The organism is Intestinibacillus massiliensis (assembly GCF_900155735.1).
GTDB lineage: Bacteria > Bacillota > Clostridia > Oscillospirales > Butyricicoccaceae > Intestinibacillus > Intestinibacillus massiliensis.
Genome location: NZ_LT707050.1, coordinates 68,587 through 91,949, shown reverse-complemented (window position 1 = coordinate 91,949; position 23,363 = coordinate 68,587). Strand labels below are relative to the sequence as shown.

The window sequence follows — 23,363 nt, the reverse complement described above, 5'->3', positions numbered from 1 at the left end:
GTGCCATATGCTAATATAAATATGTATCGTCAAAAGGACAGGAAGCGGCAGTTCGCCGGGGGCGGGCTGCCGAAATACTATGGTTGGGTGTAGTGCATGGATTATTTGGATAAGATGCTGGACTATATCAGGACGGCGTCAATTACGGATGCAATTGATATCTTAATTGTGGCGTTCTTAATCTACAAGGTTATGAAGCTGCTCAAGGATACCAGCGCGGAACGTCTGATCAAGGGCGTTTTTATTATTTTGGTCTTGACGCAGTTCGCCAAAGTCCTGCGGTTCAATACGATCAGCTACGTGATGGACCAGGCGATCACCTGGGGCGTCATTGCGCTGGTTGTCATTTTCCAGCCGGAGCTGCGAAGGATGCTGGAGCAGCTTGGCAAGGGCAAGATGGTGTCCGGGCTGATCGCCTCCACACGGGAACACGAAGAGGGCGAGGTGGAGACCTGCATCGTGCAGACCACCGCGGCATGCGAGGCCATGTCCTGGACGCGTACCGGCGCGCTCATCGTGTTCGAGCGTTCGGAAAAACTCGGCGAGATCGTCAAAAACGGGACGTATGTCGACGCCGCGCCATCTGCGGAACTGATTAAGAACATATTTTACCCGAAGTCCCCGCTGCATGACGGCGCGATGATCGTACGGGAGGGGCGGATCCTGGCGGCCGGCTGCGTACTGCCGTTGTCCGGCAACCAGACGCTGAGCAAGGAGCTTGGGACGCGGCACCGCGCCGCTGTCGGCATGAGCGAAGTCTCCGACAGCGTGCTGGTCGTCGTCTCTGAGGAAACAGGTTCGATTTCCGTTGCGATCGGCGGCATGCTCAAGCGCCACCTTGCGCCGGAAACGCTAGAAAAGGTGCTGCGCGCCGAACTGTTGCCAGCGGAGGAGGATACAAAAAGCGGGAAGCGCGGGCTGAAAAAGTGGAGGTCGAAGGAAAAGTGAAGAATTTTTTCAAAAAAACCGACCTGCCCATGCGCACGCTTGCGGTCGCCCTCGCCATCCTGCTTTGGGGCGTGGCGATGACCGACAAGGATCCGATCCGCAACCATAACTTCAAAACTGTGCCCGGCAGCATCGAGCTGGTTGGGGAAGACGTACTGATGGAAAAGCATAACCTTTCCGTGATCGACGGACAGGAGGCCAGCATCACCTTTTCCGCCGAAGGCAAAGCGTCCGATATTTCGAGCCTGCAAAAGCGGGTCGAGCAGGTGCGCGTCATCGTCGATGTCTCCGATATCGATACGGCGGGGGAGCACGAGCTGCGCTATACCATCCGCCTGCCGGACAGCGCGCAGGTTTCCATCAACGACACATACCGGACGGGGCGCGTGCGCCTGACGATTGACGAGGTCACCTACAAGGACGTCCCGGTTTCCCTGCCGAGTGAATTCGGTACGGCGGCGGACGGGTACCTGTATGGAACGCCCGAGGTCGGCGCGCAGGCCGTGCGCGTAGACGGCCCGGCGAGTATTTTGAAAACGGTTTCCACCGCGCGGCTGGCGCTCAAGGCGGACGGGCTGAGCAAAACGCAGAATATGAACTGCGGCTTTGTCCTGCTGGACGGAAACGGCGCGGAGGTCAACTCGCCGCACCTGTCGTACGACGTCGACAAGGTGCGCGTGACGGTGCCGGTTTACAAGTTTGCATCCGTGCCGCTTGAGGTGGGCCTCCGGCCGAGCGCGGATATCACGGAGGACATGGCAAAGGTCAAAATTGAACCGGAGACGGTGCAGATTTACGGTACGGAAAGCGCGGTCGGCAAGGTGAAGTCCATCAAGCTCGGCGAAATCGACTTGGGACGCGTCCAGACCGGCGCGCGGATCAACATGGAAATCAAGCTGCCAAGCGGCGTCAAGCTCATGGAGGGGCAGCCTGCGACCGCGGCCGTCACGCTGCAGATCGACGGCGTTTCCTCCAAGATGGTCAAAATCAGCGACGTCGACCTGATCGACACAAGCCCGGCGGAGGCCAAGCCGGCTGCAGATCTTGCGGCGGAAGCGATTGAGATTACCCTGAGCGGCAAGAACAGCGCGCTCACCGCGCTCGACCCGGCCGATATCAAGGTCAGCATTACCTATGACTCCTCGGTCTATGGGATTGGCACGCATATGATGCCCGTGCAGGTGGAGCTGCCGGAGAATTCCGGCATAACGGTGATCGGCGAAGACTCGCTGCAGGCCGCGGTAACGATCTCTGCCCCAGCGGAGACGGATACCACCGACGGCGGGGATAACGGCAGCGATGCACAGGCGGGGGAACCGGAAACGTGAGTATTTTGATTTCAGGCATCCGGTTGCCATTTGACAGGCTGGAAAGCGAGGCCATCGGCCTGGCGCGTTCCCAATATGGGCTGCAGGGCGGCGAAGCTGCGATTTACCGGCAGTCCATCGACGCGCGGCATGGCAAGGTCACGAAGGTCTACACCATCTGTGTGGATGGGATTGACGGGGAAGAGGCGTTGGTGGCGCAGATCGCATCGCCGTCCGTGCGCTGGAAAGCGCCGCAGGAGGCCGCCCCGGTATTCGGGGACAGACCCCTGCCGCACCGCCCGGTGGTGATCGGCACAGGGCCTGCCGGGCTGTTTGCCGCCTATACGCTCGCGCAATACGGCTACAATCCCCTGGTTTTTGAGCGTGGGGACGAAATCGGCGTGCGCGACGGCGCGGTGCAGGCATTCTTTGCCGGCGGTGCGCTCGACCCGGAGAGCAACATCCAGTTTGGCGAGGGCGGCGCGGGCGCGTATTCCGATGGCAAGCTGACCACGCGCATCAACGACCCGCTGTGTGAAACCGTGCTGCAGACGTTTGTGGGGCATGGCGCGCCGGCGGAGATCCTGCGGCAGGCAAAGCCCCATATCGGCACGGATATCCTCAAGGACGTGGTGCGCTCCATGCGGGGGCGGATCACCGCCCTTGGCGGCGACGTCCGGTTCCGCGCGCCCTTGACGGCAATCGAGGCTGGGCGTAACGGCGCCCTTGCCGGGATATTTGTAGATGGGCAGCATATCGCATGCGAGCGCGCCGTCCTTGCGATTGGGCACAGCGCCCGCGATACGTTTTTTATGCTGCGGGATGCGGGCGTGTATTTGGAGCCGAAGCCCTTTTCCGTCGGCGCGCGCATCGAGCACCTCCAGGCTGATGTCGACCGGATGCTGTACGGCAAATTTGCCGGCCATCCGGCGTTGCCGCCCGCGGAATACACCCTGTCTTACCGCGAGGGCGGACGGGCGTGCTATTCCTTCTGCATGTGCCCGGGCGGGCATGTGGTCGCCGCGCAGAGCGAGCCGGATACCGCCGTAACGAACGGCATGAGCTACCATGCGCGCGACGGGCGCAATGCCAATGCGGCAATTGTGGTCTCGGTTGACCCCGCAGACTTTGCGGAAGGCGGGGCGCTCGCGGGCATCGCTTTCCAGCGAGGGATTGAAGGCGCGGCATACCGCCTGGCAGGCGGCGCGGGCGCGCCGTGCCAGCGTGTCGGGGATTTCCTGGAAGGCCGTCCGACCACACGGCTGGGCGGGGTGCTGCCGACTTATCCGCGCGGCGTTGTGCCGGGCAGGATCGACCCATGCCTGCCTGCGTTCATCACGGAAAAAATGCGGACAGGCTTGCGCGCGTTCGACCGGCGGATGCACGGCTTTGCCGCAGCCGACGCGGTGCTTACGGCACCGGAAACACGGACATCCTCCCCGGTTCGCATAAAGCGCGGCGAGGATCTGGGCAGCGTCAGCATGCCGGGGCTACTGCCGTGCGGCGAGGGCGCGGGCTATGCAGGCGGCATCATGTCCGCCGCGGTGGACGGTATCCGCGTGGCACACCGCATTATGAGTGAATTTGCACCGTTTTAGAGCAGAGAAAGGTAGATAAATAGATATGACGCAAAAAGCTGTGGTTAAGAAGCTGCTGCCGGGCGGCCTTGCCGAAATCGAAGTCCAGCGCCAGAGCGCTTGCGGGCACGACTGCGCCTCCTGCGGCGGCTGCGGCGCGCCGACAGAGCGCATCCAGGCCAGCGCGGTCAACCGTGCAGGGGCGCAGGTCGGGGAAACGGTTACGATCGAGGGCGATAATAAGGCGGTATTCCGTGCCGCCATCATGGTATACGCAGTCCCGCTGATCCTGTTCATCGCGCTCTACGCAGCCGCGCGTGTGCTGGGGCAGGGGGAAGGCGTGGCGGCGCTGGCCGGCGTGGCGGGCTTTGTCGCGGGAATCCTGATTGCGATTGCGTACAACCATCAGGTCAAGAGCCGCGGCGCGACGCCGTTTGTGATTATTAAACGCTCCTGATGGATGCAGCAAATGATCCAAAATTACCTCTTGCAAATTGGGAAAAATGTGTTACAATAATAAAGTAACACACGGAGACATAGCTCAGCTGGTCAGAGCGTTCGCCTCACACGCGAGAGGTCCGCGGTTCGAGCCCGCGTGTCTCCACCAGAGTTCAATAACTCGGACCCTTTTCCGATTGGAAAGGGGTCCGGGTTATTTTTTTGCTTAAAACCGCACAAGGTGGGGAAAAGCGTGATCGCCCTTCCCCTTTGGATTTTTCATGCCCTCTTGAAGCATGTAGGCGCTGCAACCGTTTGTCCTGCCGTCCCTTTGGGGCGGCTGTTTCTTTATATGGCGCCTTTTTAAATGGCAATCATTTTACATCGTTTTTTCAAAACATCGGTAACAGACTTGATAATTGCACGATAAAATGAAAGTTGTTCAGGATTAAGAACGCAAATTATCAGGAGGAAAAAAGGTATGAAAAAGGTTTTGGCATCAGTTTTGGCATTGGCAATGGCGGTACCGCTATTTGCCGGCTGCTCCACGGGTAATGCAGATAGCGGGGCGGCCACCCAGGCGAGCAGCGCCGTCCTCGCATCCAACACGGCCGCTGCCACAGGCGCGGTGAAGGCGCCGAAGTATGTGTTCCTTTTCATTGGCGACGGTATGAGTTATCCCCAAATCCAGTCTACAGCCGACTATTTAGGCGCGCTGAAGGACAATGACTATTTCCAGGCGCAACCCAGCCTGGATGATAACAAGGGCGCGAAGCTGGACGGCCCCAGCTACCTTAACTTTATGAATTTTGAGGTGGCCGGTTCCGCAGTAACCTATGATTCCAATTCCTTTGCGCCGGATTCCGCCTCGACCGCGACCTCGATTTCCACCGGCCACAAGACCTATTCCGGTTCCATCAATGTGGACGAGACCGGTGCGGTGCCTTATGAGGCCATTTCCGAAAAGATCCATAAGCAGTTGGGGATGAAGGTGGGCGTTATTTCCTCGGTCAACCTCAACCACGCAACCCCGGCCGCTTTTTATGCCCATCAGGCCAGCCGTTCCAATTACTATGAAATCGGCCAGGAGCTTGTCAATTCCGGCTTTGAGTACTTTGCCGGCGGCGGCCTCTTGAAGCCCACCGGCGCGGACGGGGACAAGGAGAACCTGTACGATCTCGCAAGCAAGGCAAACTATAAGGTGGTTACCACCCAGGCTGAGGCCGAGAAGGTATCCGCTGCGGACGGCAAGGTCATCCTGATCGACGAAAACCTGGCCGATGCGGACGCGATGGCGTACGAGTTGGATCGTACGGAGGGGATGTGGTCCCTGGCCGATTACGTCGAAAAGGGCATCGATGTGCTGGACAACGACAAGGGGTTTTTCATGATGTGCGAGGGCGGCAAGATCGACTGGGCTTGCCACGCCAACGACGCGGCATCCTCCATCCATGACACCCAGGCGCTGGCCGACGCCGTACAGGTGGCGATCGACTTTGCCAAGGAGCATGCAGACGAAACCCTCATCCTTGTGACCGGCGACCATGAAACCGGCGGCCTAACCATCGGCTTTGCGGGCACGGACTATGACACCTATTTAACCCTGCTCAAAAACCAGACGATTTCCTTTGCAAAGTTCGACAGTGATTATGTCGCTGCGTATAAGGAGAAAAAGACCTCTTTTGAAAACGTGCTGAAGGACGTCGAGAAACTGTTCGGCCTTAAAAAGCAAGGCGCGGCGGACGACAAGCTGGTGCTTACCGACTATGAACTGTCGCAGCTCAAGGCCGCGTATGAAAAGAGCATCAACGGCACCGCGGCAAGCAAGTACGAACAGCAGGAATATGTGCTCTACGGTACGTATGAGCCGCTGACTGTTACGATCACGCATATCCTGAACAATAAGTCCGGTATCAGCTTCACTTCGTACTCCCATACCGGCCTGCCGGTAGCCGTATTGGCGGAGGGCGTCAATGCCGGGATGTTTAATGGGTACTACGACAATACGGAGATCTACAATAAGCTGGCAAAGATGCTGAACGTCAAGTAATTCTGCATCCTTCGACCGGGAATATAGCATACGAGCGCCGCCCCTGCGCCAAACGGCCGGGGGCGGCTTGCGTTATCCACTTTTTTAAAGGAGCGATTCATCCATGAGACAAATTTTCACCCGGCAACAATTGGCGTATTTCGCCCCGGTGCTGGTCTGCGCAGTGCTGATCGGCATCCTTCTGGCGCTGCCTACCGGCTATGAGGATGCGGTACAGTACCGGGAAGCAGACCGCTGTTCCGCTTTGGTGTTAGCGGTGGACGATTCTGCGATTATAGACACCGGGCTTGTGCGCTCCGGGGAACAGGCCTGTACTCTGGAACTGCTGGGCGGTAAATTCAAAGGCCAGACCGTGACGGGAGTCAACATGCTCAACGGCTCGCTGGAACAGGACAAGGTATTTGCCGTAGGCGACAAGGCGATGGTGGTCGTCAGTTACAGTGGGGGCTCCATCACCAATGTGACCATGACCGACCATTACCGCCTGCACTGGGAAGTGGTGATGGCCATCGGTTTCATGGCGTTCCTGATCCTCTTTGCCGGGCGCACAGGGGTCAGGGCGATCGTTTCCTTTGCCCTGACGGTGCTTGCTTTGTGGAAGCTCCTCATTCCGCTGTACCTCAAGGGGTGGAACCCCATCTGGGTAGGGCTGGCCGTGGCGCTTTTGCTGACGTTCCTGATTATCGCCCTAGTGTACGGTTTTGACCGCCGGTGCGCGGCCGCCGTGTCAGGCTCCTTCCTGGGGATCCTGGTCACCTGCATTTTGGGGGCGCTGTTTACCGACCTGTTCCAAATCCACGGGGCGGTGATGTCCTATTCCGAAAGCCTGCTGTACGCCGGCTATCAGGATCTGAACCTGACCCGGATATTCATGGCGTCGATTTTCCTGGGCGCTTCCGGCGCGGTGATGGATTTGTCCGTGGATATCACCTCCGCGGTGCAGGAGGTGGTGGATAAAAAGCCCGGGATAAAGCCGTGGGAAGCGGTAAAGAGCGGCCTGAATGTTGGCCGCGCCGCCATGGGCACGATGACGACTACGCTGCTGCTAGCCTATTCCGGCGGCTATATTGCGCTGCTAATGGTGTTTATGGCGCAGGGTACGCCGCTGTACAATATTCTAAACTATAAATACGTCGCGGCCGAGCTGATTCACACCGTCATCGGTTCCTTTGGCCTTGTAACGGTAGCGCCGTTTACCGCCCTGTGCGCCGGGCTCCTTTTGACGGGACGACGCGCGGGCGCGCCGTACGAGGAGGAAGAAGCGGGACAGGCTGATTTGGCTAAGGGAAGCAATCCTTGAAAATAGAACGGGATCGCACGGTTGACGCAGGGCGCTTTCGCGTGTTAAAATGGGAAAAACAAAGCGGAAGGTGGAAATGGTTATGACGATTGCAGAAATCGCGGCGCGTGCCAAGGTATCCAAAGCGGCGGTCTCGCGGTATTTAAACAACGGGTATGTGTCGTCGGAAAAACGGGAAGCCATCCGCCGCGTGATCGAGGAGACCGGCTATGTGCCATCCCAGCAGGCGCAGACGCTGCGTACGGGAAAAAGCCGCACGATCGGCGTGATCGTGCCGCGCATTGATTCCGAGTCTATCAGCCGTGTGGTTGCGGGGATATCCTTGGTGCTGGAAGAGCAGGGCTACCGCCTTTTGCTCGCGACCACTGATAACCGCGTGGAAAAGGAACTGGAATACCTGGAGGTGTTCCGCACGGGCAATGTCGACGGGGTGATCCTGGTCGCGACAATTTTATCCGCCGCGCATCGGAAGGCGCTGCGCGCATGCAGCGTGCCTGTGGTGCTGGCAGGCCAGCAGATGGACGGCGTGACTTGCGTCTATCACAACGATTGCGGCGCGGCGCGCGCAATGACCGCGCTGCTGCTGGAAAGCGGCCGGCGCACGGTCGGCTATATCGGCGTTACGCCGCGCGACAAGGCGGCGGGCGCGGCGCGGCGCGCGGGGTACCAGGAAGCGCTTGCGCAGGCGGGCCTGACCGCCGTGGATGGCTGGATGGAGCAGAGCGATTTTTCCATAGAAGGCGGATATGCGGCGGCAGGCCGCCTGTTGGCGCGCGAGCCGTCGATCGACGCGCTGTTTTGTGCAACCGATTCCATTGCGATCGGCGCACTGAACCGTCTGGAGGCATTGGGCCGTCGCGTGCCGGAGGACGTGGCCATCGTCGGGATCGGCCACTCGCGCCTGAGCGAGCTGGTGCGTCCGCGCCTGACCACGGCGCACTATTATTATCAGACCAGCGGCGAGGAGGCGGCGCGCGCCCTGCTCGAGATCATCACGCAGGGGATCGACCGCACAAAGCAACTGATGCTGGGGTACGAAATCTGCAAACGTGATTCCGTTTGAAAATAGGCAAAGCCGTCCGCTTTCAAAAGCGGGCGGCTTTTTTTCGTTTTCCTGGGCATACTAAACCCGCCTATTGGGTGATATGCGCAAAAACAGGCGCTGAACTTTGTTGAGGTATGTGGATTTACATTCGTTTGACAAAAGCTTATAATAAGATCGTAAAAAATGAAATCGATTTCATAAAATAAGTCATTGAAGTTTCAGGAGAGGCGGTAAAGGGCATGGATTATCAGAAAACGGCGGCCGAGGTGCTTCGCTGCATCGGCGGCAAGGATAATGTGGTTTCGGCGGCGCATTGCGCCACGCGCCTGCGGCTTGTCATCGCGGATAATGGCAAGGTGGACAAGCACGCGCTTGAGGATGCCGGCGGCGTGCAGGGCGTGTTTGAAGCGCAGGGGCAGCTGCAGGTGATCTTTGGCACGGGCACGGTCAACAAGGTGTACGACGCGTTTATTGCGCTGTCGGGCGCGGCGGCGGTCAGCAAGGATGAAGCGAAGGCGCAGGCCGCCCGCAAGGGCAACTGGTTCCAGCGCGCCATCAAAACCCTGGGCGACATCTTTGTACCGATCATCCCGGCGATTGTGGCTTCCGGCTTCCTGATGGGGATTATGGAAGCGCTCAATTTTATGGTAAACAACGGCTACCTTGCGCTGGATACAGGCAGTTCGCTGTTTGTATTCGCCAAGCTGTTTTCCAACGTGGCCTATGTGTTCCTGCCGATCCTGATCGCCTTTTCGGCGGCCAAGGTCTTCGGCGGCAACCCGTTTCTCGGCGCGGTCATCGGCATGATCATGCTGCATCCTGATTTGCAGAATGCGTGGACGGTGGCGACCGAAGGCGTGCACAACATGCAGTCGGTATTCTTCGGCCTGTACGACGTGCCGCTGGTCGCATACCAGGGGCATGTCATCCCGGTGATTATCGCGGTGTGGGTCATGTGCCAGATCGAAAAACGGCTGCACAAGGTCGTGCCCGCCATGCTTGACCTGTTTGTTACGCCGCTCGTTTCGGTGTTCGTCACCGGCTACCTGACGCTGGCCGCCATCGGTCCGGTGTTTACCTTTGTGGAAAACAATATCATTAACGGGATCCAGTGGCTGCTCGCCATCCCGTTCGGCATCGGCACCTTCATTGTGGGCAGCGTTTACGCCACCACGGTGGTGTCCGGCATCCACCATATGTATACGGTCATCGACCTCGGGCAGCTTGGCGCATACGGGCTGACCTTCTGGCTGCCGCTCGCCTCGGCGGCGAATGTCGGGCAGGGCGGCGCGGCGCTGGCGGTCGCGCTCAAGACCCGCAACAGGAAGCTCAAAAGCATGGCGCTGCCCGCTTCGCTTTCCGCCTTTATGGGTATCACGGAGCCTGCGATTTTTGGCGTCAACCTGCGGTTTTTGCGTCCGTTTATTGCGGGTTCGCTCGGCGGCGCGTGCGGCGCGCTGTATGCCTCGATTGTGCACCTTGGCGCGACCGGCACGGGCGTAACCGGTATTTTCGGTATTCTGCTGCACCTGCACCGCCCGGTACAGTATATCATCGCCATGCTGATTGCGCTCGGCGTTTCGTTTGCCTTGGCATGGGTCATGGGGATCCCGGAGGAACAGCCGGCAAAGCCTGACGCGCCTGCGGAAGATCCGGAGCCTGCGCCGCTGCCCTCCGGCGGCCTTGTGGTGCCGTCGCCGGTCAGCGGCGAGGCCGTGCCGCTGTCGGAAACGGGGGACGATGCGTTCTCGGGCGAGGTGCTCGGCAAAGGCGTGGCCGTGCGGCCGCGCGAAGGGAAGGTCGTCGCGCCGTGCGAGGCCACGGTCACCGTCGTCATGGGGCACGCGGTCGGCCTCCTGTGCGACAACGGCGCGGAACTGCTGATCCATGTCGGCATCGACACGGTGAACCTGGGCGGCAAACACTATACCGGCCACGCCGCCGAGGGGCAACGCGTGAAACCCGGCGACCTGTTGCTGGAATTTGATATTGCCGCGATCGAACAGGCGGGTTACAAGGCCATCACGCCCGTAATCGTGACCAATCCGGACGATTTTGCTGGGATACAGGGCGTGTCCGGCGCGGTGGAAGCCGGACAGGGCGCGCTGCTGACGCTGACACGCTGAACGGGCAGGGAGGAAGAAGCAATGAACGCAATGCACCGCGACTTGGCGCGGCTGGTGGAGCAGGCGGAGCGGCATAGCCGCGCGGCGGAGGACCCCTACCGCCTCCGCTTCCATCTGATGCCGCCGGCCGGCTGGATGAACGACCCGAACGGCCTGTGTAAATGCGGCGGATGGTATCACGTGTTCTATCAGTACGGCCCGTTTGACCCCACCGGCGGGGTCAAATGCTGGGGGCATTACCGCAGCCGCGACCTGCTGTGCTGGGAACAGTTGCCGCCGATGCTCTACCCGGATCAGCCGTGGGACGTGCACGGCGTATATTCCGGTTCCGCGCTGGTGGAAGACGGCGTCCTCTACCTGTACTACACCGGCAACGTCAAACAGCCGGGCGCGCACGACTATATCAAAACCGGGCGCGGGCACAATACGGCACTCGCTATATCGCGCGACGGCGTGACGGTGGAGAGCAATGAGCTGCTCATGACGAATGCCGATTACCCGCCCGGCCTGACCTGCCATGTGCGCGACCCCAAGGTATGGGCGCAGGATGGGGCATATTATATGGTACAGGGCGCACGCACGCTGAACGGCCGGGGCGAGCTTTTGGTCTTTGCATCGCCGGATAAGCGCCGCTGGACGCATATTAACACGCTGGCCACGCCGGAACCGTTCGGTTACATGTGGGAGTGCCCCGACTTGTTCTGCCTGGAGGGGCAGTGGTTCCTGGTTTGTTCGCCGCAGGGCGTTGCACGGCAGGGGGACCGCTTCCAAAACGTCTATTCCTGTGGGTATTTCCCGCTGTACGGCGACTTCTGGGGCGAATACGCCCTCGGCGGCTATACCGAATTGGACTGCGGTTTTGATTTCTACGCCCCGCAGACCTTCCTGGACGGCACGCGCCGCCTGATGCTTGGCTGGATGGGCATGCCGGACGCGGATTACGAAAACCCGACCGTCCCTTTCGGCTGGCAGCATGGGCTGACCGTGCCGTGCGAGCTGACGCGGCGCGGGGAAAAGCTGCTGCGCAACCCGGCGCGTGAGCTGGAAGCGCTGCGTGTGCGGCCTGCCGAGCCGGAGGAAGCCTGCTGCTTTGATTTGGAGCACCGGCCAAAGGGCGACGGCAGGCTTGTCATCCGGGACAGCGCCGTGATAGAATGGGGAAAAGGGCGGCTGGCCTTGTCGTTGCCGCGTGGCGGCGCGGGGCGTACCGTCCGCACTGCAAATGTGGGGGACGTGCGCGCGCTCCGCATACTGGCCGATACCTCGTCGCTGGAGGTCTTTGTTAACGGCGGCGAAGCCGTACTGTCCACGCGGTACTATCCGGATTTAGCGGCGCGCGGCGTCGCCGTCACGGGCGGCGGGGAAACGGCGCTGTGGGAACTGGACGCGCTCAAAATCCAAAGATAAAGTAGGGATATCGATGCCAAAGTATAAATTGCTCGCCCTTGACCTGGACGGCACGCTGCTGGATGAAAACAGCCGCGTGCCGGAGGAAAACGCCCGCGCCGTGCGCACGGCGCAGGGGCTGGGCGTACAGGTCGCGCTTTGCACGGGGCGGAACGCGGCCGATGCACGGCGTTTCAGCGCCATGCTGGCCGCCCCGGCCGATTGGGCGGTGACGGCGAACGGCGCGGATGTGCGGCCGCTTGACGGTGGCGCGCCGGTGTATACCGCGCCGCTCGAACGCACGCAATGCGATACGATTTTGCAAATTTGCAGCGATTTTGAGGCCGACCCGTGCCTGTATACGGCGGACAAGCTGTATTATGGGTGGGAGTTCCGGAAGTTTGTCGCATCCCTGCGCGGGCGCGGCCATCCGGTCGATGAAGCCCTGTGCGACCCGGGGCTGTTTATCGGCGCGCCGGCGGCGTGGCAGGCGCTGCTGGGGCGCGAGCCGGAACCGTTCATCAAGGCGATCCTGTACCACAGCGACCCTGATATGGTCGACCGGATGCAGGATGCGCTGGCGCAGACGGGGCTATTTGAGCTTGCGCCGTCCGTCATGTACGGCGGGGCGCTTAAAAACGTGGAGGTCAACCGGAAAGGCGTGCACAAGGGGCGCGCGCTGGCGGCGCTGGCCGCGCAGCTTGGCATGGGTCTGGATGAAGTGATGGCGGTCGGCGACAGCGACAACGATTTGACGATGCTGCAAATGGCCGGGCTGGGCGTCGCCATGGGGGACGCGGCCGCGCACATCCGCGCGGCGGCAGACGCCGTGACGGACGGCTATACGGCCTGCGGCGTGGCGCGCGCGATTGAAAGGTATATTTTGGAGGGGACACGATGAAGAAGGTCGTCGCGATCGGCGAACTGTTAATAGACTTCGTACCGCAGCAAAAGGGCTGCCGGCTGGACGAGGTGACCCATTTCGAGCGCGTCGCGGGCGGCGCGCCGGCAAACGTCGCCGCTGCGGTGGCGCGGCTGGGCGGGCAGGCCGCAATGGTCTCCCAGGTAGGCGAGGACGCGTTTGGGACGCACATCCTGCATGTGCTGCGGGATAACGGCGTGGACACGTCCTATGTATTCCGTACCGGGCGCGCGAATACCGGCCTTGCGTTCGTGTCCCTGGATGCAACCGGCAACCGGGAGTTCTCCTTTTTTCGCAATCCGTCGGCCGACCTTTTTCTGGAGGAGTCGCAGATCGTGCCGGGGATGTTTGACGGCTGCGCGGCGCTGCACTTCTGTTCGGTCGACCTGGTCGACTGGCCGGTACGGGCAGCGCACCGGCGCGCGATCGCATTGGCGCAGCAGGCGGGCGCGCTGGTCTCGTTTGATCCCAACGTGCGCCTGCCGCTCTGGGAGCGCCCGGAGGATTGCCAGGCGGCGATCCGCGCGTTCCTGCCCGAAGCCGACCTTGTGAAGCTGTCGGACGACGAATTGGCCTTTGTTACCGGATGTACGGACGAGCGCGAAGCCGCAAGCCTGCTGTTCCGGGGGCGTTGCCGGATGCTGCTCGTTACGAAAGGCGCGGCGGGGTCGGCGGTCTATACGCCGCATGCCGAAGCGTTTGCCGATCCCGTGCCCGTCCCGGTCGTGGATACGACGGGCGCCGGGGACTCGTTTATCGGCTCCTTCCTGTACCAGCTCACACGCGACGGCGTGCGCGCGGACGGCCTGGAAGCGCTGTCCCGCGAACAACTGGCATCGTACTTACAATTTTCCGCGTATTACGCCTCCCTGACCGTGCAGAAAAAGGGCGCGGTCATGGCGACCCTGGACGAGCTGCAACGCGTCCTGCCAGGATAAAAAAACAGGCCGTGCCACATAGGCACGGCCTGTTTTTTCGTCTCAAAGCTGCTCCTGTACCTGTTCACGGCTTTCCAGCGAGCGGTTGTAGAAGAACATGGCGACGGAAATACCGCAGATCACGATATACCCGGCAACGCTCATCCAGTCGGGCACCTGCCCGAAAAGCATAAACCCCAAAAGCGCGGCAAACAGCGTCTGCGAATAGTCGAATACGGAAATTTCCTTCGCCGGCGCATGCGCGTACGCTAGGGTGACGCCAAACTGACCGAGCGTGGCGGAAAGCCCGGCGGCCAGCAGGCAGAGCACCTGCCCGGCCGTCATGGGATGGAAATCAAACAGCAGGAAGGGCAGCGTCACCAGCGTGGAAAACGCGGAGAAAAAGAATACGATGCGCGCGCCGGATTCATTCTTCTTGCTCAGCGCGCGCACCGCCGTATAGGCCGCGCCCGCCGCAACGCCGCCCAGCAGCCCCACCAGCGCGGGGAAGACAGCGGCGGAAAAGCCCGGCTTGATGATCAGCATACTGCCGCCAAACGCGAGCAGCACGGCGGCATACTGTACCAAATTGGCGCGTTCCTTGAGCAGGAAAAGTGAAAACAGGATGGCGAAAAACGGCGACATCTTATTTAATATGTTGGCGTCCGCAAGCAGCAGATGGTCGATCGCGTAAAAGTTGCAAAAGATGCCAAGCGTACCGCAGGCCGAGCGCATCAGGAGCAGGGGCAAATTGCCCTTCTGCCAGCGGAAGCCCACGCCTTCGCGCTTCAGTACGATCGCGGCTGCAATCATTGCAATACAATTCCGGAAAAAAGATTTTTGCGTGAAGGGCAGATCCCCGGCCAGCCGGACAAATGCGTTCATCAGCGCAAAGCCGAATGCAGAGAGCAGGATGAAGGCAATGGCTTTGCTCTTTTTCGACATGCTTTTCAGTCTCCTTCCGGCGGCAATTTGTATCGCGCCTGACACCACTTAAGATGCGCAGAACCAATTTGTATTATGTCATCGCTTCAACATGTTCCTCAGCAGGATTCACATGAACCATACAGTGTTTGACTTTTGGGAAATCCTGTTCCACCGCATCGTGGACATGCTCGGCAATATCGTGGGCCTCTGAGAGTGATAGGTTGGCATAGATCCCAATTTCCAATTCCACATAAAATTTGTCCCCAAAGATACGGGTGTTCAGACGGTCGATACGCAATACCTGCTCATTTGCGAGCACGGTATCCCGCAGCGCCTGTATCGTCGCATCATCGCAGGAACGGTCGGTCATCTTGGAAATGGCATCCCGAAAGATATCTACGGCCGCCTTGACGATGAAGATGCATATTACCACGCTGGCGATGGGGTCGAGGATCGGCAAGCCCATACGGGCGCCCAAAATCCCGATAAAGCTGCCAACGGAAGATAGTGCATCGGAGCGGTGGTGCCAAGCGTCCGCCATGAGCGCGCCAGACCCTGTTTTCTTTGCGGCCGCACGGGTATACCAATACATGGTTTCTTTTACAATGATGGAAACGATGGCGGCAACCAGCGCCAGGCCGCCAGGCACCGCCAGGGAAGATCCGCCCGCCCGGATCTTCCCGATCCCGGTCCATCCAATGGCTAGGCCGGTCAGCCCTAACATAACGGACAGGATGATTGCCGCCACACACTCCAGACGTTCGTGGCCAAATGGATGTTCCTTATCGGATGCCTTGTTTGCCAGCTTGACCCCCGCCATGACTACGAATGTGGTCATCACATCGGATGCCGAGTGGACCGCATCTGAAATCATGGCGCCTGAATGGGCAAGCAGGCCGGCGGCCAGTTTGAATATGCTTAATACCATGTTCTGGACAACTGTGATTAGAGATACACGCATTGCTATTTGTTCGTTGGTATGTTGTTCCATACTCGTTACCTCCAGTATTCTGAGATAGCTCTATGGCACTCCATTCCAGCGTGTGTGCCCCGCCAAAGTGTAAAAAAATACACCCGCGGAACACACATACTGTCCCGCGGATGCACAGCATCCGCTGCCAAAAACGGCCCGGCCTCACGAGCCTTAATCACTAAGCCCATCGCCTGCTCAGTTTGTACCGCTATTATCCGCGCCCCAAAGGGCGCGATGCAGTGCAAAGAGATATCTATACTCTAACATATGCGGGGGGAGGCAGTCAAGGTGCATTTTTTGTAAGGCAAGTAGCGTTGCCCTTCGCAAGCGGGCGAATACCGATAAGGGCTTTTATATTCCCCTATCTGCGCGCGCAAGAGCCAGCCCGTGCATTGCATGTCACAGTTTCATATTACGGTGCATCAGCCTTTTTGTTCCGTTAAATATCATGCCGGCGCATTTAGCCAGTTTATAAATTAATCCCTCACATAGGGGGCGGCCGACCGCCCAAAGGGGGAAAAGGATATCACACCCATCCGGATATGGATGACGGCCATAGGAAAACAGCGGCAGCCTCCCTGGCTTGCCGCTGTTTTTAATTGCTTGTACCGATATTTTAAATCATAGTCGCTTTTATTGCGCTGTAAAAGTTGTTTGGTTTGCGGGCGGACGGCAGTGTTACGCACCGCCCGCCCGGCTGTAAGGAGAGAAGAAGGGGAACGTTATGAGAAAGCACCCTTTAGGATGAGGGTCTTGTTGAGCGACATGGACAGCAGCGTATGCGCGCCGCCCTCCTGGCCGATGCCGGTGGACTTATACCCGCCGAAGGGCTGTTCCGGCGTGCGGTAAAGCCCCGCGCCGTTCAGCACTACGCCGCCTGCGTCGATCTGGCGCGCCATGCGGAGCGCACGGAAAATGTCCTTCGTGATGATGCCGCTGGACAGGCCGTACGGCGTATGGTTGGCCAGCTCGACGGCTTCCTCCTCGGTGTCAAACCCAATCACAGGCCAGACAGGCCCGAAGATCTCCATCTCATTGGCGATGCTCATTTCGCGGGTCACGTCGCCCAGCACCGTCGGCGCAACGCTCACGCCGTTGTTGACAACCTCGCCGCCGCAGAGCAGCTTTGCGCCCTGTTCGACGGTCAGCTTGATCTGTGCCATGACGTCCTGCAGCGCGCGCGGGTTGACCATGGGGCCGTAAGAGGTTTTTTCATCAAAGGGGTCGCCTACGACGAGCTGAGAGACCGCCTGTACCAGCTTTTCTGTAAAAGCTTCCTTGATGGAGTTCTGGACGATAAAACGCTTGGAGGCGCAGCAGGTCTGGCCGGAATTTGCAAAGCGTCCGCCGACAGCTTCCGCCACGGCCTGGTCGAGGTCGCAGTCATCGAAAATGATAAGCGGGTCGTTGCCGCCGAGTTCCAGGCCGACTTCGTGCAAATGGGCCGCCGCATTGCGCGCGGTTTCGATACCGACGGCGGTGCTGCCCGTCAGGCTGATACAGTCGATCTTGGGGCTTTCGCATAGCCATTTGCCGATCCGGGCGCCGCTGCCGGTCACGAGCTGCACCGCCTCGGGCGCAACGCCGGCCTCCAGGAGCAGTTCCGCCATCCGGATGTTGGCAAGCGGGGTATCGGTCGCCGGTTTGATTACGACAGCGTTGCCCATCAACAGGGCGGGTACGACCTTCTGCACGAACAGTTCGATCGGGTAGTTAAAGGGCAGGATACAGGCGACCACGCCAATCGGCTCGCGCACGGTCATTACAAGGTCGCCACCCGTACTGTGCGAAAAGTTATTCGGCACGTAGGTTTCGCCGCCGAGCGTGCGGGCGCATTCGCAGAAATTGTCGATGATATTGAGGGTGCATGCGGTTTCACTGGTGCTTTGGGTGAGCGGCTTGCCCAGTTCGCGGGTGAGCATGGTGCTGACCGCCAGCGCGTCCCGCTCCAGCAAGGCGCGGAACCGCTTGAGAATGGCGATGCGTTCATATATCGGCACCTTGGCCCATACCTTTTGCCCCTGCCGGGCGGCGTCAAGCGCGGCTTCAATGTCGGCCTGGGTGGCGACCGGGACGGTATCCAGCACCTCGCCGGTGGCCGGGTTCAATACTTCTACGGTTTCGCCGCTGGCCGCGTCGACACGCTTTCCATTGATGATCATTTTCATTGTCCTAAATACCTCCATTATTAAAAGCAGGTTGTCGGGGAAAGGGGATAAAGTAAATAATGATGCGTCCGGCTGCCGGGATGCTATGGCCATGCTGAGGGGCGGTGCTTTGTTTGACTGCAGTATACTGCAAATCATTTTATAATGCAATAATAAAATATATAATTTAATTAATAAAAGTATAATGCAAATCACCGCGAATTGTGAAAGATTTCACGGATATACGCAGAGATTGAAGGATAGGGCTTTAAAAAGTTCTGAAATACTGCTGATTAATGGATATTACAAAATATTTTGATGAAATTTGTGCAGAAATATTATTAAAATAAGATTGCATTATAAAATTAAATAGATTATTATAAATGAAAAGTAATAATGAAATCCGGCAAGCCAAAGCATATGGGGGATCACGTGTTTCCGCAACCGCAAGCAAAACGGAATCCGTAAATGTTTTGTCAGGTATCTTAAAAATGGTATAGAAAGTGAGCGTGAGCAAGGTATGTTAAAGAGTTTCAGCTATGTAATGCCGGTACGGGTAGAATACGGCGTGGGGGCCGCGAGGGGCGTCGGCAAGGAACTGCGGAAGCTGCAGTGCAGCAAGCCATTCATTGTTACGGATAAAGGCGTGATTGGCGCTGGCCTGCTTGAAACGATTACGGACAGCCTGGCAGCGGAAGGCTTTTCCTACGAAGTTTATGACAAAATCGTAGGGAACCCGACGGACGTCATCGTGCACGAGGGCATCGACCGCTATCAGGCGGCGCACTGCGACTCTTTTATCGCGGTCGGCGGCGGCAGCTCCATCGACAGCGCAAAGGCTATCGGCATGGTGCTCAAAAACGGCGGCCATGTGCGGGAATATGACCAAGATCGTGAAAATACGCACCCTGCGCCGATCCCGATGGATCCGCTGATTACGATCCCGACGACGGCCGGCACCGGCAGCTCGGTCACGCCCTATGCGGTCATCACCGATACGGAGCGCCACTGGAAGATGAGCCTGTGCGACGCCGGCACCGGCACGTTCGCAAAGGTCGCGCTGGTCGACCCGGTGATGACGGCCAGCATGCCGGGCAGCCTGGCCGCGGCGACCGGTATGGACGCGCTGACGCACGCGATCGAGGGCATCCTGAGCAAAAACGCCAATATTTTTTCAGACCTCATCAATATCAAGGCGGTGGAACTGATTTACGGGAACCTGCGCCAGTCGGTGGCGAACGGCGGCAACCTAGAGGCGCGCGGTGCGGTGCTGCTCGGCAACGTGATCGCGGGCTGGGGCTTCCAGCAGGTCGGGCTTGGCGCGGCGCATGCGCTGTCCCATATCCTCGGCGGCCAACTCAATGTCCCGCACGGGGTCGGCAACGCGATGATGCTGCCGTATGTGATGGAGTACAACATGGTGGCGCGCCTTGAAAAGTACCCGATGCTTGCCAAGGCGATGGGCATCTATACCGACGGCCTTAGCACGGTGGAAATAGCCGATAAGGTTTGCGCCGCCGTCGCGCGCCTGTCCAAGGACATTGGCATCCCGCGCCTATCCGAAATCAAGGGCATGGATGAATCCAAGCTGTCCGAGTATGCGGAGCTTGCGCTCAAGGACGGCAATACCTTTAATAACCCGCGCATCCCGACCCATGCGGATTATGTAGCCCTTTATAAGAAGGCCTGGTAAGCGGGCAGGCCGGCGCAATCCGTCCCCACACTCCAGCTGACGAACCGCCCACTGAAACGTGAGGCAATAATGGAGGAAAAACAATGAATAAGAAACTGGTTAGATTATCCGCGCTGGTACTGGTATGTATGGTGCTTTTCACCGCCTGCGGTAAGGGCGACAGCGCGGCGGGCGACCCCGGCGCGCCAAAGTATACCATCGGCTACAGCAATATGGATTCCAACAACCCACACTTTGTCAACTGGGGGGAGGGGCTGCGGAACGCGCTCGAACCCCTTGGGCATACGCTTGTGGAAATCGACGCGCAGAATGACGGCAGCAAGCAGATCAGCGATGTGGAGGATATGATTGCGCAGGGATGCGACGTCATTATGATCGCGCCGGTCGACAGCAAGGGTATCAAGACCGCGCTGCTCGCATGTAAGGACGCCAATATCCCCGCGTTCATCCTGGATATCCCCGCGGAGGACGCAGACCTTGTCACTTGCACCGTGGCGACCGACAACTTCTCCGCCGGCAAGCTGCTTGCGGACAAAATGGTGGAAGAGACCGGCGGTAAGGCCACTGTCGCGGTTATCGACCTGTCGGTTTCCGAGGCGGTGCGCAAGAGGATGGAAGGCTTCTTCTCCGTTGTGGACGAAAAGCCCGACATGAAGGTCGTCATCCGCGAAGACTGCCTGCCGACCGTGGAGGACGCGCTCCCGCTGGTAGAGAACTATCTGCAGTCCAACCCGGAGATCACCGATATTTTCTGCTACAACGACCTGACGGCGCAAGGCGCCTATAACGCATGCGTCGGCGCAGGGCGGGACGATATCCGCATTTACGGCATCGACGGCTCGGCGGACGGCATCCGGCTGGCCAGCGAAGGCAAGATCGTCGGCACGTCCGCGCAATTCCCGGTAAAGATGGGAGAAATTGCGGGCGAGACCGCGTGCAAGCTGCTGTCCGGTGAAAAGGTCGACAAGGAAATCCTGATCGAAAGCCTGTTCATCGACCAGGATATCGCGGACGAATATATGGAATAAGCGACATACGGACGAGGGAAGGCGGCGCCGGGCGCGCCCGTGCCGCCTGAAAAAGGATCACATGGAAAGGGGGTAGCGTATGGACGCTGCACTGCTTGAAATGAAGGATATCTGCAAGACCTTTCCGGGCGTGAAAGCGCTGGACCATGTGGGGATCACCGTCCGGAGGGGCGAGGTGCACGCGCTGCTGGGCGAAAACGGCGCGGGCAAATCCACGCTCATCAAAATCCTGGGCGGGATTTACGTGGCGGATTCCGGCGAGGTATGGATTGACGGCAAGCCCGCGGATATTTCCAGCGTCGACAATTCCAAGCGGGAAGGGATCAGCATTGTACATCAGGAGCTGTGCCTTTGCGACAACATGACCGTGGCGCAGAATATTTTCCTGGGGCAGGAAAAGAAAAAAGCGCTGTTTTGCAACGATAAGGAAATGAACGACGAGGCCGACCGCCTGCTGTCGACGTTCGGCATCCAAATCGGCGCGCGGGATTCGCTGGGCGGCCTGACCGTGGCGCAGCAGCAGATGGTAGAGCTTGCCAAGGCGCTGTCTGCGGACGCCCGGATCATCGTCATGGACGAGCCGACGGACACGCTGACCGACCGGGAAATCCAGAAGCTGTTTGAAGCCATCCGCACGCTGCGGGACAAAGGCGTCGGCATCATCTACATCTCGCACCGCATGGAGGAGATTTTTGAAATTGCGGATACCATCACGGTGCTCCGGGACGGGCAGTTTATCGGGTCGCTGCCGGTGCGGGAAGCCAATTACCACGACCTAGTCACAATGCTGATCGGGCGTGAAATGAACGACATGTTTGCGGCGCTGGATAACGAGGTGGGAGAAACGCTCCTCGAGGCGCGGAATATCAACTGCGGAAAACAGGTTGTCGATTGCAGCTTCCATCTGCGCAAGGGGGAAATCCTCGGCTTTTACGGCCTGGTAGGCTCGGGGCGGACGGAGCTGATGCGCACGATCTTCGGCGTGGACCGCATGCAAAGCGGCGAAATCTATTACCGCGGAAGCAAAATCACCGTCCCGAATGTGCAAAGCGCGCTCTCATACGGCATCAACCTGGTGCCGGAGGACCGCAAGGTGCAGGGCTTGGTGCTGATCCAGAGCGTGGGCTTCAACATCGTGTTCGGCGTCCTGGACAAGCTGTACCGCGGCCTGCGGCACGATAAAAAGCAGGAGCGGGGCACGGTTGCGGAGTACATCCGCAAACTGCGCATCAAGACCCCGTCGGCGGAGCAGGCCGTACAGAACCTGTCCGGCGGCAACCAGCAAAAGGTGGTGCTGGCGAAAGCCCTTGCGACAAAGCCGGACGTTTTGATCCTGGACGAGCCGACGAGGGGGATCGACGTCGGCGCAAAGAAAGAGATATACGACATTATGAGTATGCTGGCGTCCGAGGGGGTGTCCATCATCATGATTTCCTCCGAACTGCCCGAGGTAATCAACATGTCCAACCGTATTATGGTCATGTACGAGGGGCGCATTGCGGGACAGCTTGCGGGCCACGAAATGACGCAGGAAAATATTATTATCCTGGCGACAGGCGGGAGGAAAGACGATGCATCTTGAACCAAAAAAGGCCGGATGGCGGCAGGCCACGGCAATACAGTACTTGCGTGAAAACTCCGGCATCCTGATCGCGCTACTCGTGCTGTGCGTGATTTTCACCATCAATTCCCCGGCGTTCCTGACCCGGGTCAACATGATCAACGTGCTGCGCCAGATCTCCATGAACGCGATCGTGGCGTTTGGCATGACGCTGGTCATCCTGCTAGGCGGCATCGACCTGTCGGTAGGCTCGATCATTGCGGTGTCCGGCTGTTCCAGCGTCATCCTCATTGTGAACGGCTGCCCGCTCTGGCTGGGCGTCCTGGTCGGCCTCGCGGTCGGCGCGCTCTTTGGCTTTATCACAGGTACGATTGTGGCGATGGCCAAGCTGCCGCCCTTCATCGTTACGCTGGCGATGATGACGATCGGCCGGGGCATTGCGTATATCTTTACCGGCGGCAAGCCGACGCGGTTTGACGCGGAGGCCTTCAACCAGATCGGCAACGGCTATGTAGGGATTATCCCGATCCCAGTCATCATCATGCTGGTCACCATGGTGCTGTGCTCGGTGCTGCTGAACAAAACCATGTTCGGCAGGCATGTATACGGCGTCGGCGGTAACCGGCAGGCGGCGAAGTTTTCCGGCATCAAGATCGCCAAGGTTGAAATCGCGGTTTACACGATCTGCGGCCTGCTGGCGGCGGTGTCCGGCATTATCATGGCGTCGCGCCTTTCCGGCGCGCAGCCGACCGCGGGCGACGGCCAGGAGCTGGACGCGATTGCGGCGGTCGTACTCGGCGGCACAAGCATGAGCGGCGGCGTGGGCAGGATTGGCGGCACCATCATCGGCGCGCTCATCATCGGCGTGCTCAATAACGGCATGAACCTGATGCACCTGTCCTATTACTGGCAGCTCGTTGTCAAAGGGCTGATCATCTTATTCGCGGTCTATGTGGACGCGCTGAAAAAGGACAAAACGCTGGAACGCCTTTTTAAAAAGAAGCGCGCGTAAGGCGGG

General features: G+C 59.2%; 18 protein-coding genes, 1 tRNA gene and 1 riboswitch. Of the genes, 16 read left to right on the top strand and 3 right to left on the bottom strand.

The features are described 5' to 3' along the window. Positions 1 to 96 precede the first annotated feature (96 nt). From cdaA to CZ203_RS02645, 12 genes are all read left to right on the top strand, one after another. A complete protein-coding gene (gene cdaA / locus CZ203_RS02700; RefSeq protein ID WP_087064640.1) occupies positions 97 to 948 on the top strand; it encodes a diadenylate cyclase CdaA in 852 nt (283 codons plus the stop codon). Further along, the gene (locus CZ203_RS02695) at positions 945 to 2,276 is read left to right on the top strand and encodes a CdaR family protein (RefSeq protein WP_087064638.1); all 1,332 of its coding nucleotides are present in this window, start codon (positions 945 to 947) and stop codon (positions 2,274 to 2,276) included. Before cdaA ends, CZ203_RS02695 begins: the two co-directional genes overlap by 4 nt. Next, positions 2,273 to 3,853: an NAD(P)/FAD-dependent oxidoreductase gene (locus CZ203_RS02690; RefSeq protein WP_087064636.1), complete on the top strand. Its 1,581-nt coding sequence runs from the start codon at positions 2,273 to 2,275 to the stop codon at positions 3,851 to 3,853. Before CZ203_RS02695 ends, CZ203_RS02690 begins: the two co-directional genes overlap by 4 nt. A gap of 25 nt (positions 3,854 to 3,878) precedes the next feature. Continuing rightward, positions 3,879 to 4,289 carry a SoxR reducing system RseC family protein gene (locus CZ203_RS02685; RefSeq protein ID WP_087064635.1) on the top strand — a complete coding sequence of 137 codons (411 nt, stop codon included), beginning with the start codon at positions 3,879 to 3,881 and terminating at the stop codon, positions 4,287 to 4,289. Between the two features lie 73 nt (positions 4,290 to 4,362). After that, positions 4,363 to 4,439: transfer RNA gene (locus tag CZ203_RS02680), tRNA-Val, on the top strand. Positions 4,440 to 4,751: 312 nt separating this feature from the next. After that, entirely contained in the window at positions 4,752 to 6,320 is a 1,569-nt protein-coding gene (locus tag CZ203_RS02675) for an alkaline phosphatase (RefSeq protein WP_087064634.1), read from the top strand. A 103-nt stretch (positions 6,321 to 6,423) separates the two neighbouring features. Beyond that, positions 6,424 to 7,620, top strand: coding sequence for a YibE/F family protein (locus tag CZ203_RS02670; RefSeq protein WP_087064632.1), 1,197 nt, complete (start codon positions 6,424 to 6,426; stop codon positions 7,618 to 7,620). Between the two features lie 82 nt (positions 7,621 to 7,702). Further along, positions 7,703 to 8,683 carry a LacI family DNA-binding transcriptional regulator gene (locus CZ203_RS02665; RefSeq protein ID WP_087064630.1) on the top strand — a complete coding sequence of 327 codons (981 nt, stop codon included), beginning with the start codon at positions 7,703 to 7,705 and terminating at the stop codon, positions 8,681 to 8,683. 221 nt (positions 8,684 to 8,904) lie between these two features. Next, a complete protein-coding gene (locus CZ203_RS02660; RefSeq protein WP_087064628.1) occupies positions 8,905 to 10,791 on the top strand; it encodes a PTS beta-glucoside transporter subunit IIBCA in 1,887 nt (628 codons plus the stop codon). A 21-nt stretch (positions 10,792 to 10,812) separates the two neighbouring features. After that, entirely contained in the window at positions 10,813 to 12,198 is a 1,386-nt protein-coding gene (locus CZ203_RS15060) for a glycoside hydrolase family 32 protein (RefSeq protein ID WP_087064627.1), read from the top strand. A gap of 13 nt (positions 12,199 to 12,211) precedes the next feature. After that, positions 12,212 to 13,078 carry a Cof-type HAD-IIB family hydrolase gene (locus CZ203_RS02650; protein WP_087064625.1) on the top strand — a complete coding sequence of 289 codons (867 nt, stop codon included), beginning with the start codon at positions 12,212 to 12,214 and terminating at the stop codon, positions 13,076 to 13,078. Continuing rightward, entirely contained in the window at positions 13,075 to 14,037 is a 963-nt protein-coding gene (locus CZ203_RS02645) for a carbohydrate kinase family protein (RefSeq protein WP_087064623.1), read from the top strand. Before CZ203_RS02650 ends, CZ203_RS02645 begins: the two co-directional genes overlap by 4 nt. Positions 14,038 to 14,079: 42 nt before the next feature. On the opposite strand, the gene CZ203_RS02640 is transcribed toward CZ203_RS02645, so the two are convergent. The 3 genes from CZ203_RS02640 to CZ203_RS02630 all read right to left on the bottom strand — a co-directional run bounded on the left by CZ203_RS02640 (position 14,080) and on the right by CZ203_RS02630 (position 18,084). Beyond that, entirely contained in the window at positions 14,080 to 14,961 is an 882-nt protein-coding gene (locus CZ203_RS02640) for a DMT family transporter (protein ID WP_087064621.1), read from the bottom strand. 73 nt (positions 14,962 to 15,034) lie between these two features. Further along, on the bottom strand, positions 15,035 to 15,934 hold the full coding sequence (locus CZ203_RS02635; protein WP_087064620.1) for a cation diffusion facilitator family transporter: 900 nt from the start codon (positions 15,932 to 15,934) through the stop codon (positions 15,035 to 15,037). A 97-nt stretch (positions 15,935 to 16,031) separates the two neighbouring features. Further along, positions 16,032 to 16,125, bottom strand: a riboswitch (NiCo riboswitch). 513 nt (positions 16,126 to 16,638) lie between these two features. Beyond that, positions 16,639 to 18,084: an aldehyde dehydrogenase family protein gene (locus CZ203_RS02630; RefSeq protein ID WP_087064618.1), complete on the bottom strand. Its 1,446-nt coding sequence runs from the start codon at positions 18,082 to 18,084 to the stop codon at positions 16,639 to 16,641. Between the two features lie 499 nt (positions 18,085 to 18,583). On the opposite strand from CZ203_RS02630, the gene CZ203_RS02625 reads away from it, so the two are divergent. The 4 genes from CZ203_RS02625 to CZ203_RS02610 all read left to right on the top strand — a co-directional run bounded on the left by CZ203_RS02625 (position 18,584) and on the right by CZ203_RS02610 (position 23,357). Then, complete coding sequence (locus CZ203_RS02625; protein WP_087064617.1) at positions 18,584 to 19,756, top strand: iron-containing alcohol dehydrogenase; 1,173 nt, start codon at positions 18,584 to 18,586, stop codon at positions 19,754 to 19,756. An 83-nt stretch (positions 19,757 to 19,839) separates the two neighbouring features. Continuing rightward, on the top strand, positions 19,840 to 20,784 hold the full coding sequence (locus tag CZ203_RS02620; RefSeq protein WP_087064615.1) for a substrate-binding domain-containing protein: 945 nt from the start codon (positions 19,840 to 19,842) through the stop codon (positions 20,782 to 20,784). Positions 20,785 to 20,863: 79 nt separating this feature from the next. Continuing rightward, positions 20,864 to 22,366 (top strand): sugar ABC transporter ATP-binding protein, encoded by a 1,503-nt coding sequence (locus tag CZ203_RS02615; RefSeq protein ID WP_087064614.1) that lies wholly within the window; start codon positions 20,864 to 20,866, stop codon positions 22,364 to 22,366. Further along, entirely contained in the window at positions 22,356 to 23,357 is a 1,002-nt protein-coding gene (locus CZ203_RS02610) for an ABC transporter permease (protein WP_087064612.1), read from the top strand. The genes CZ203_RS02615 and CZ203_RS02610 overlap by 11 nt, the downstream gene beginning before the upstream one ends. Positions 23,358 to 23,363 lie beyond the last annotated feature (6 nt).

Bases quoted from the DNA above. Each gene is read 5' to 3' on its own strand.
- cdaA (WP_087064640.1), top strand. From the start codon at position 97: ATGGATTATTTGGATAAGATGCTGGACTATATCAGGACGGCGTCAATT.
- CZ203_RS02685 (WP_087064635.1), top strand. From the start codon at position 3,879: ATGACGCAAAAAGCTGTGGTTAAGAAGCTGCTGCCGGGCGGCCTTGCC.
- CZ203_RS02675 (WP_087064634.1), top strand. From the start codon at position 4,752: ATGAAAAAGGTTTTGGCATCAGTTTTGGCATTGGCAATGGCGGTACCG.
- CZ203_RS02670 (WP_087064632.1), top strand. From the start codon at position 6,424: ATGAGACAAATTTTCACCCGGCAACAATTGGCGTATTTCGCCCCGGTG.
- CZ203_RS02665 (WP_087064630.1), top strand. From the start codon at position 7,703: ATGACGATTGCAGAAATCGCGGCGCGTGCCAAGGTATCCAAAGCGGCG.
- CZ203_RS02660 (WP_087064628.1), top strand. From the start codon at position 8,905: ATGGATTATCAGAAAACGGCGGCCGAGGTGCTTCGCTGCATCGGCGGC.
- CZ203_RS15060 (WP_087064627.1), top strand. From the start codon at position 10,813: ATGAACGCAATGCACCGCGACTTGGCGCGGCTGGTGGAGCAGGCGGAG.
- CZ203_RS02650 (WP_087064625.1), top strand. From the start codon at position 12,212: ATGCCAAAGTATAAATTGCTCGCCCTTGACCTGGACGGCACGCTGCTG.
- CZ203_RS02645 (WP_087064623.1), top strand. From the start codon at position 13,075: ATGAAGAAGGTCGTCGCGATCGGCGAACTGTTAATAGACTTCGTACCG.
- CZ203_RS02640 (WP_087064621.1), bottom strand. From the start codon at position 14,961: ATGTCGAAAAAGAGCAAAGCCATTGCCTTCATCCTGCTCTCTGCATTC.
- CZ203_RS02635 (WP_087064620.1), bottom strand. From the start codon at position 15,934: ATGGAACAACATACCAACGAACAAATAGCAATGCGTGTATCTCTAATC.
- CZ203_RS02630 (WP_087064618.1), bottom strand. From the start codon at position 18,084: ATGAAAATGATCATCAATGGAAAGCGTGTCGACGCGGCCAGCGGCGAA.
- CZ203_RS02625 (WP_087064617.1), top strand. From the start codon at position 18,584: ATGTTAAAGAGTTTCAGCTATGTAATGCCGGTACGGGTAGAATACGGC.
- CZ203_RS02620 (WP_087064615.1), top strand. From the start codon at position 19,840: ATGAATAAGAAACTGGTTAGATTATCCGCGCTGGTACTGGTATGTATG.
- CZ203_RS02615 (WP_087064614.1), top strand. From the start codon at position 20,864: ATGGACGCTGCACTGCTTGAAATGAAGGATATCTGCAAGACCTTTCCG.
- CZ203_RS02610 (WP_087064612.1), top strand. From the start codon at position 22,356: ATGCATCTTGAACCAAAAAAGGCCGGATGGCGGCAGGCCACGGCAATA.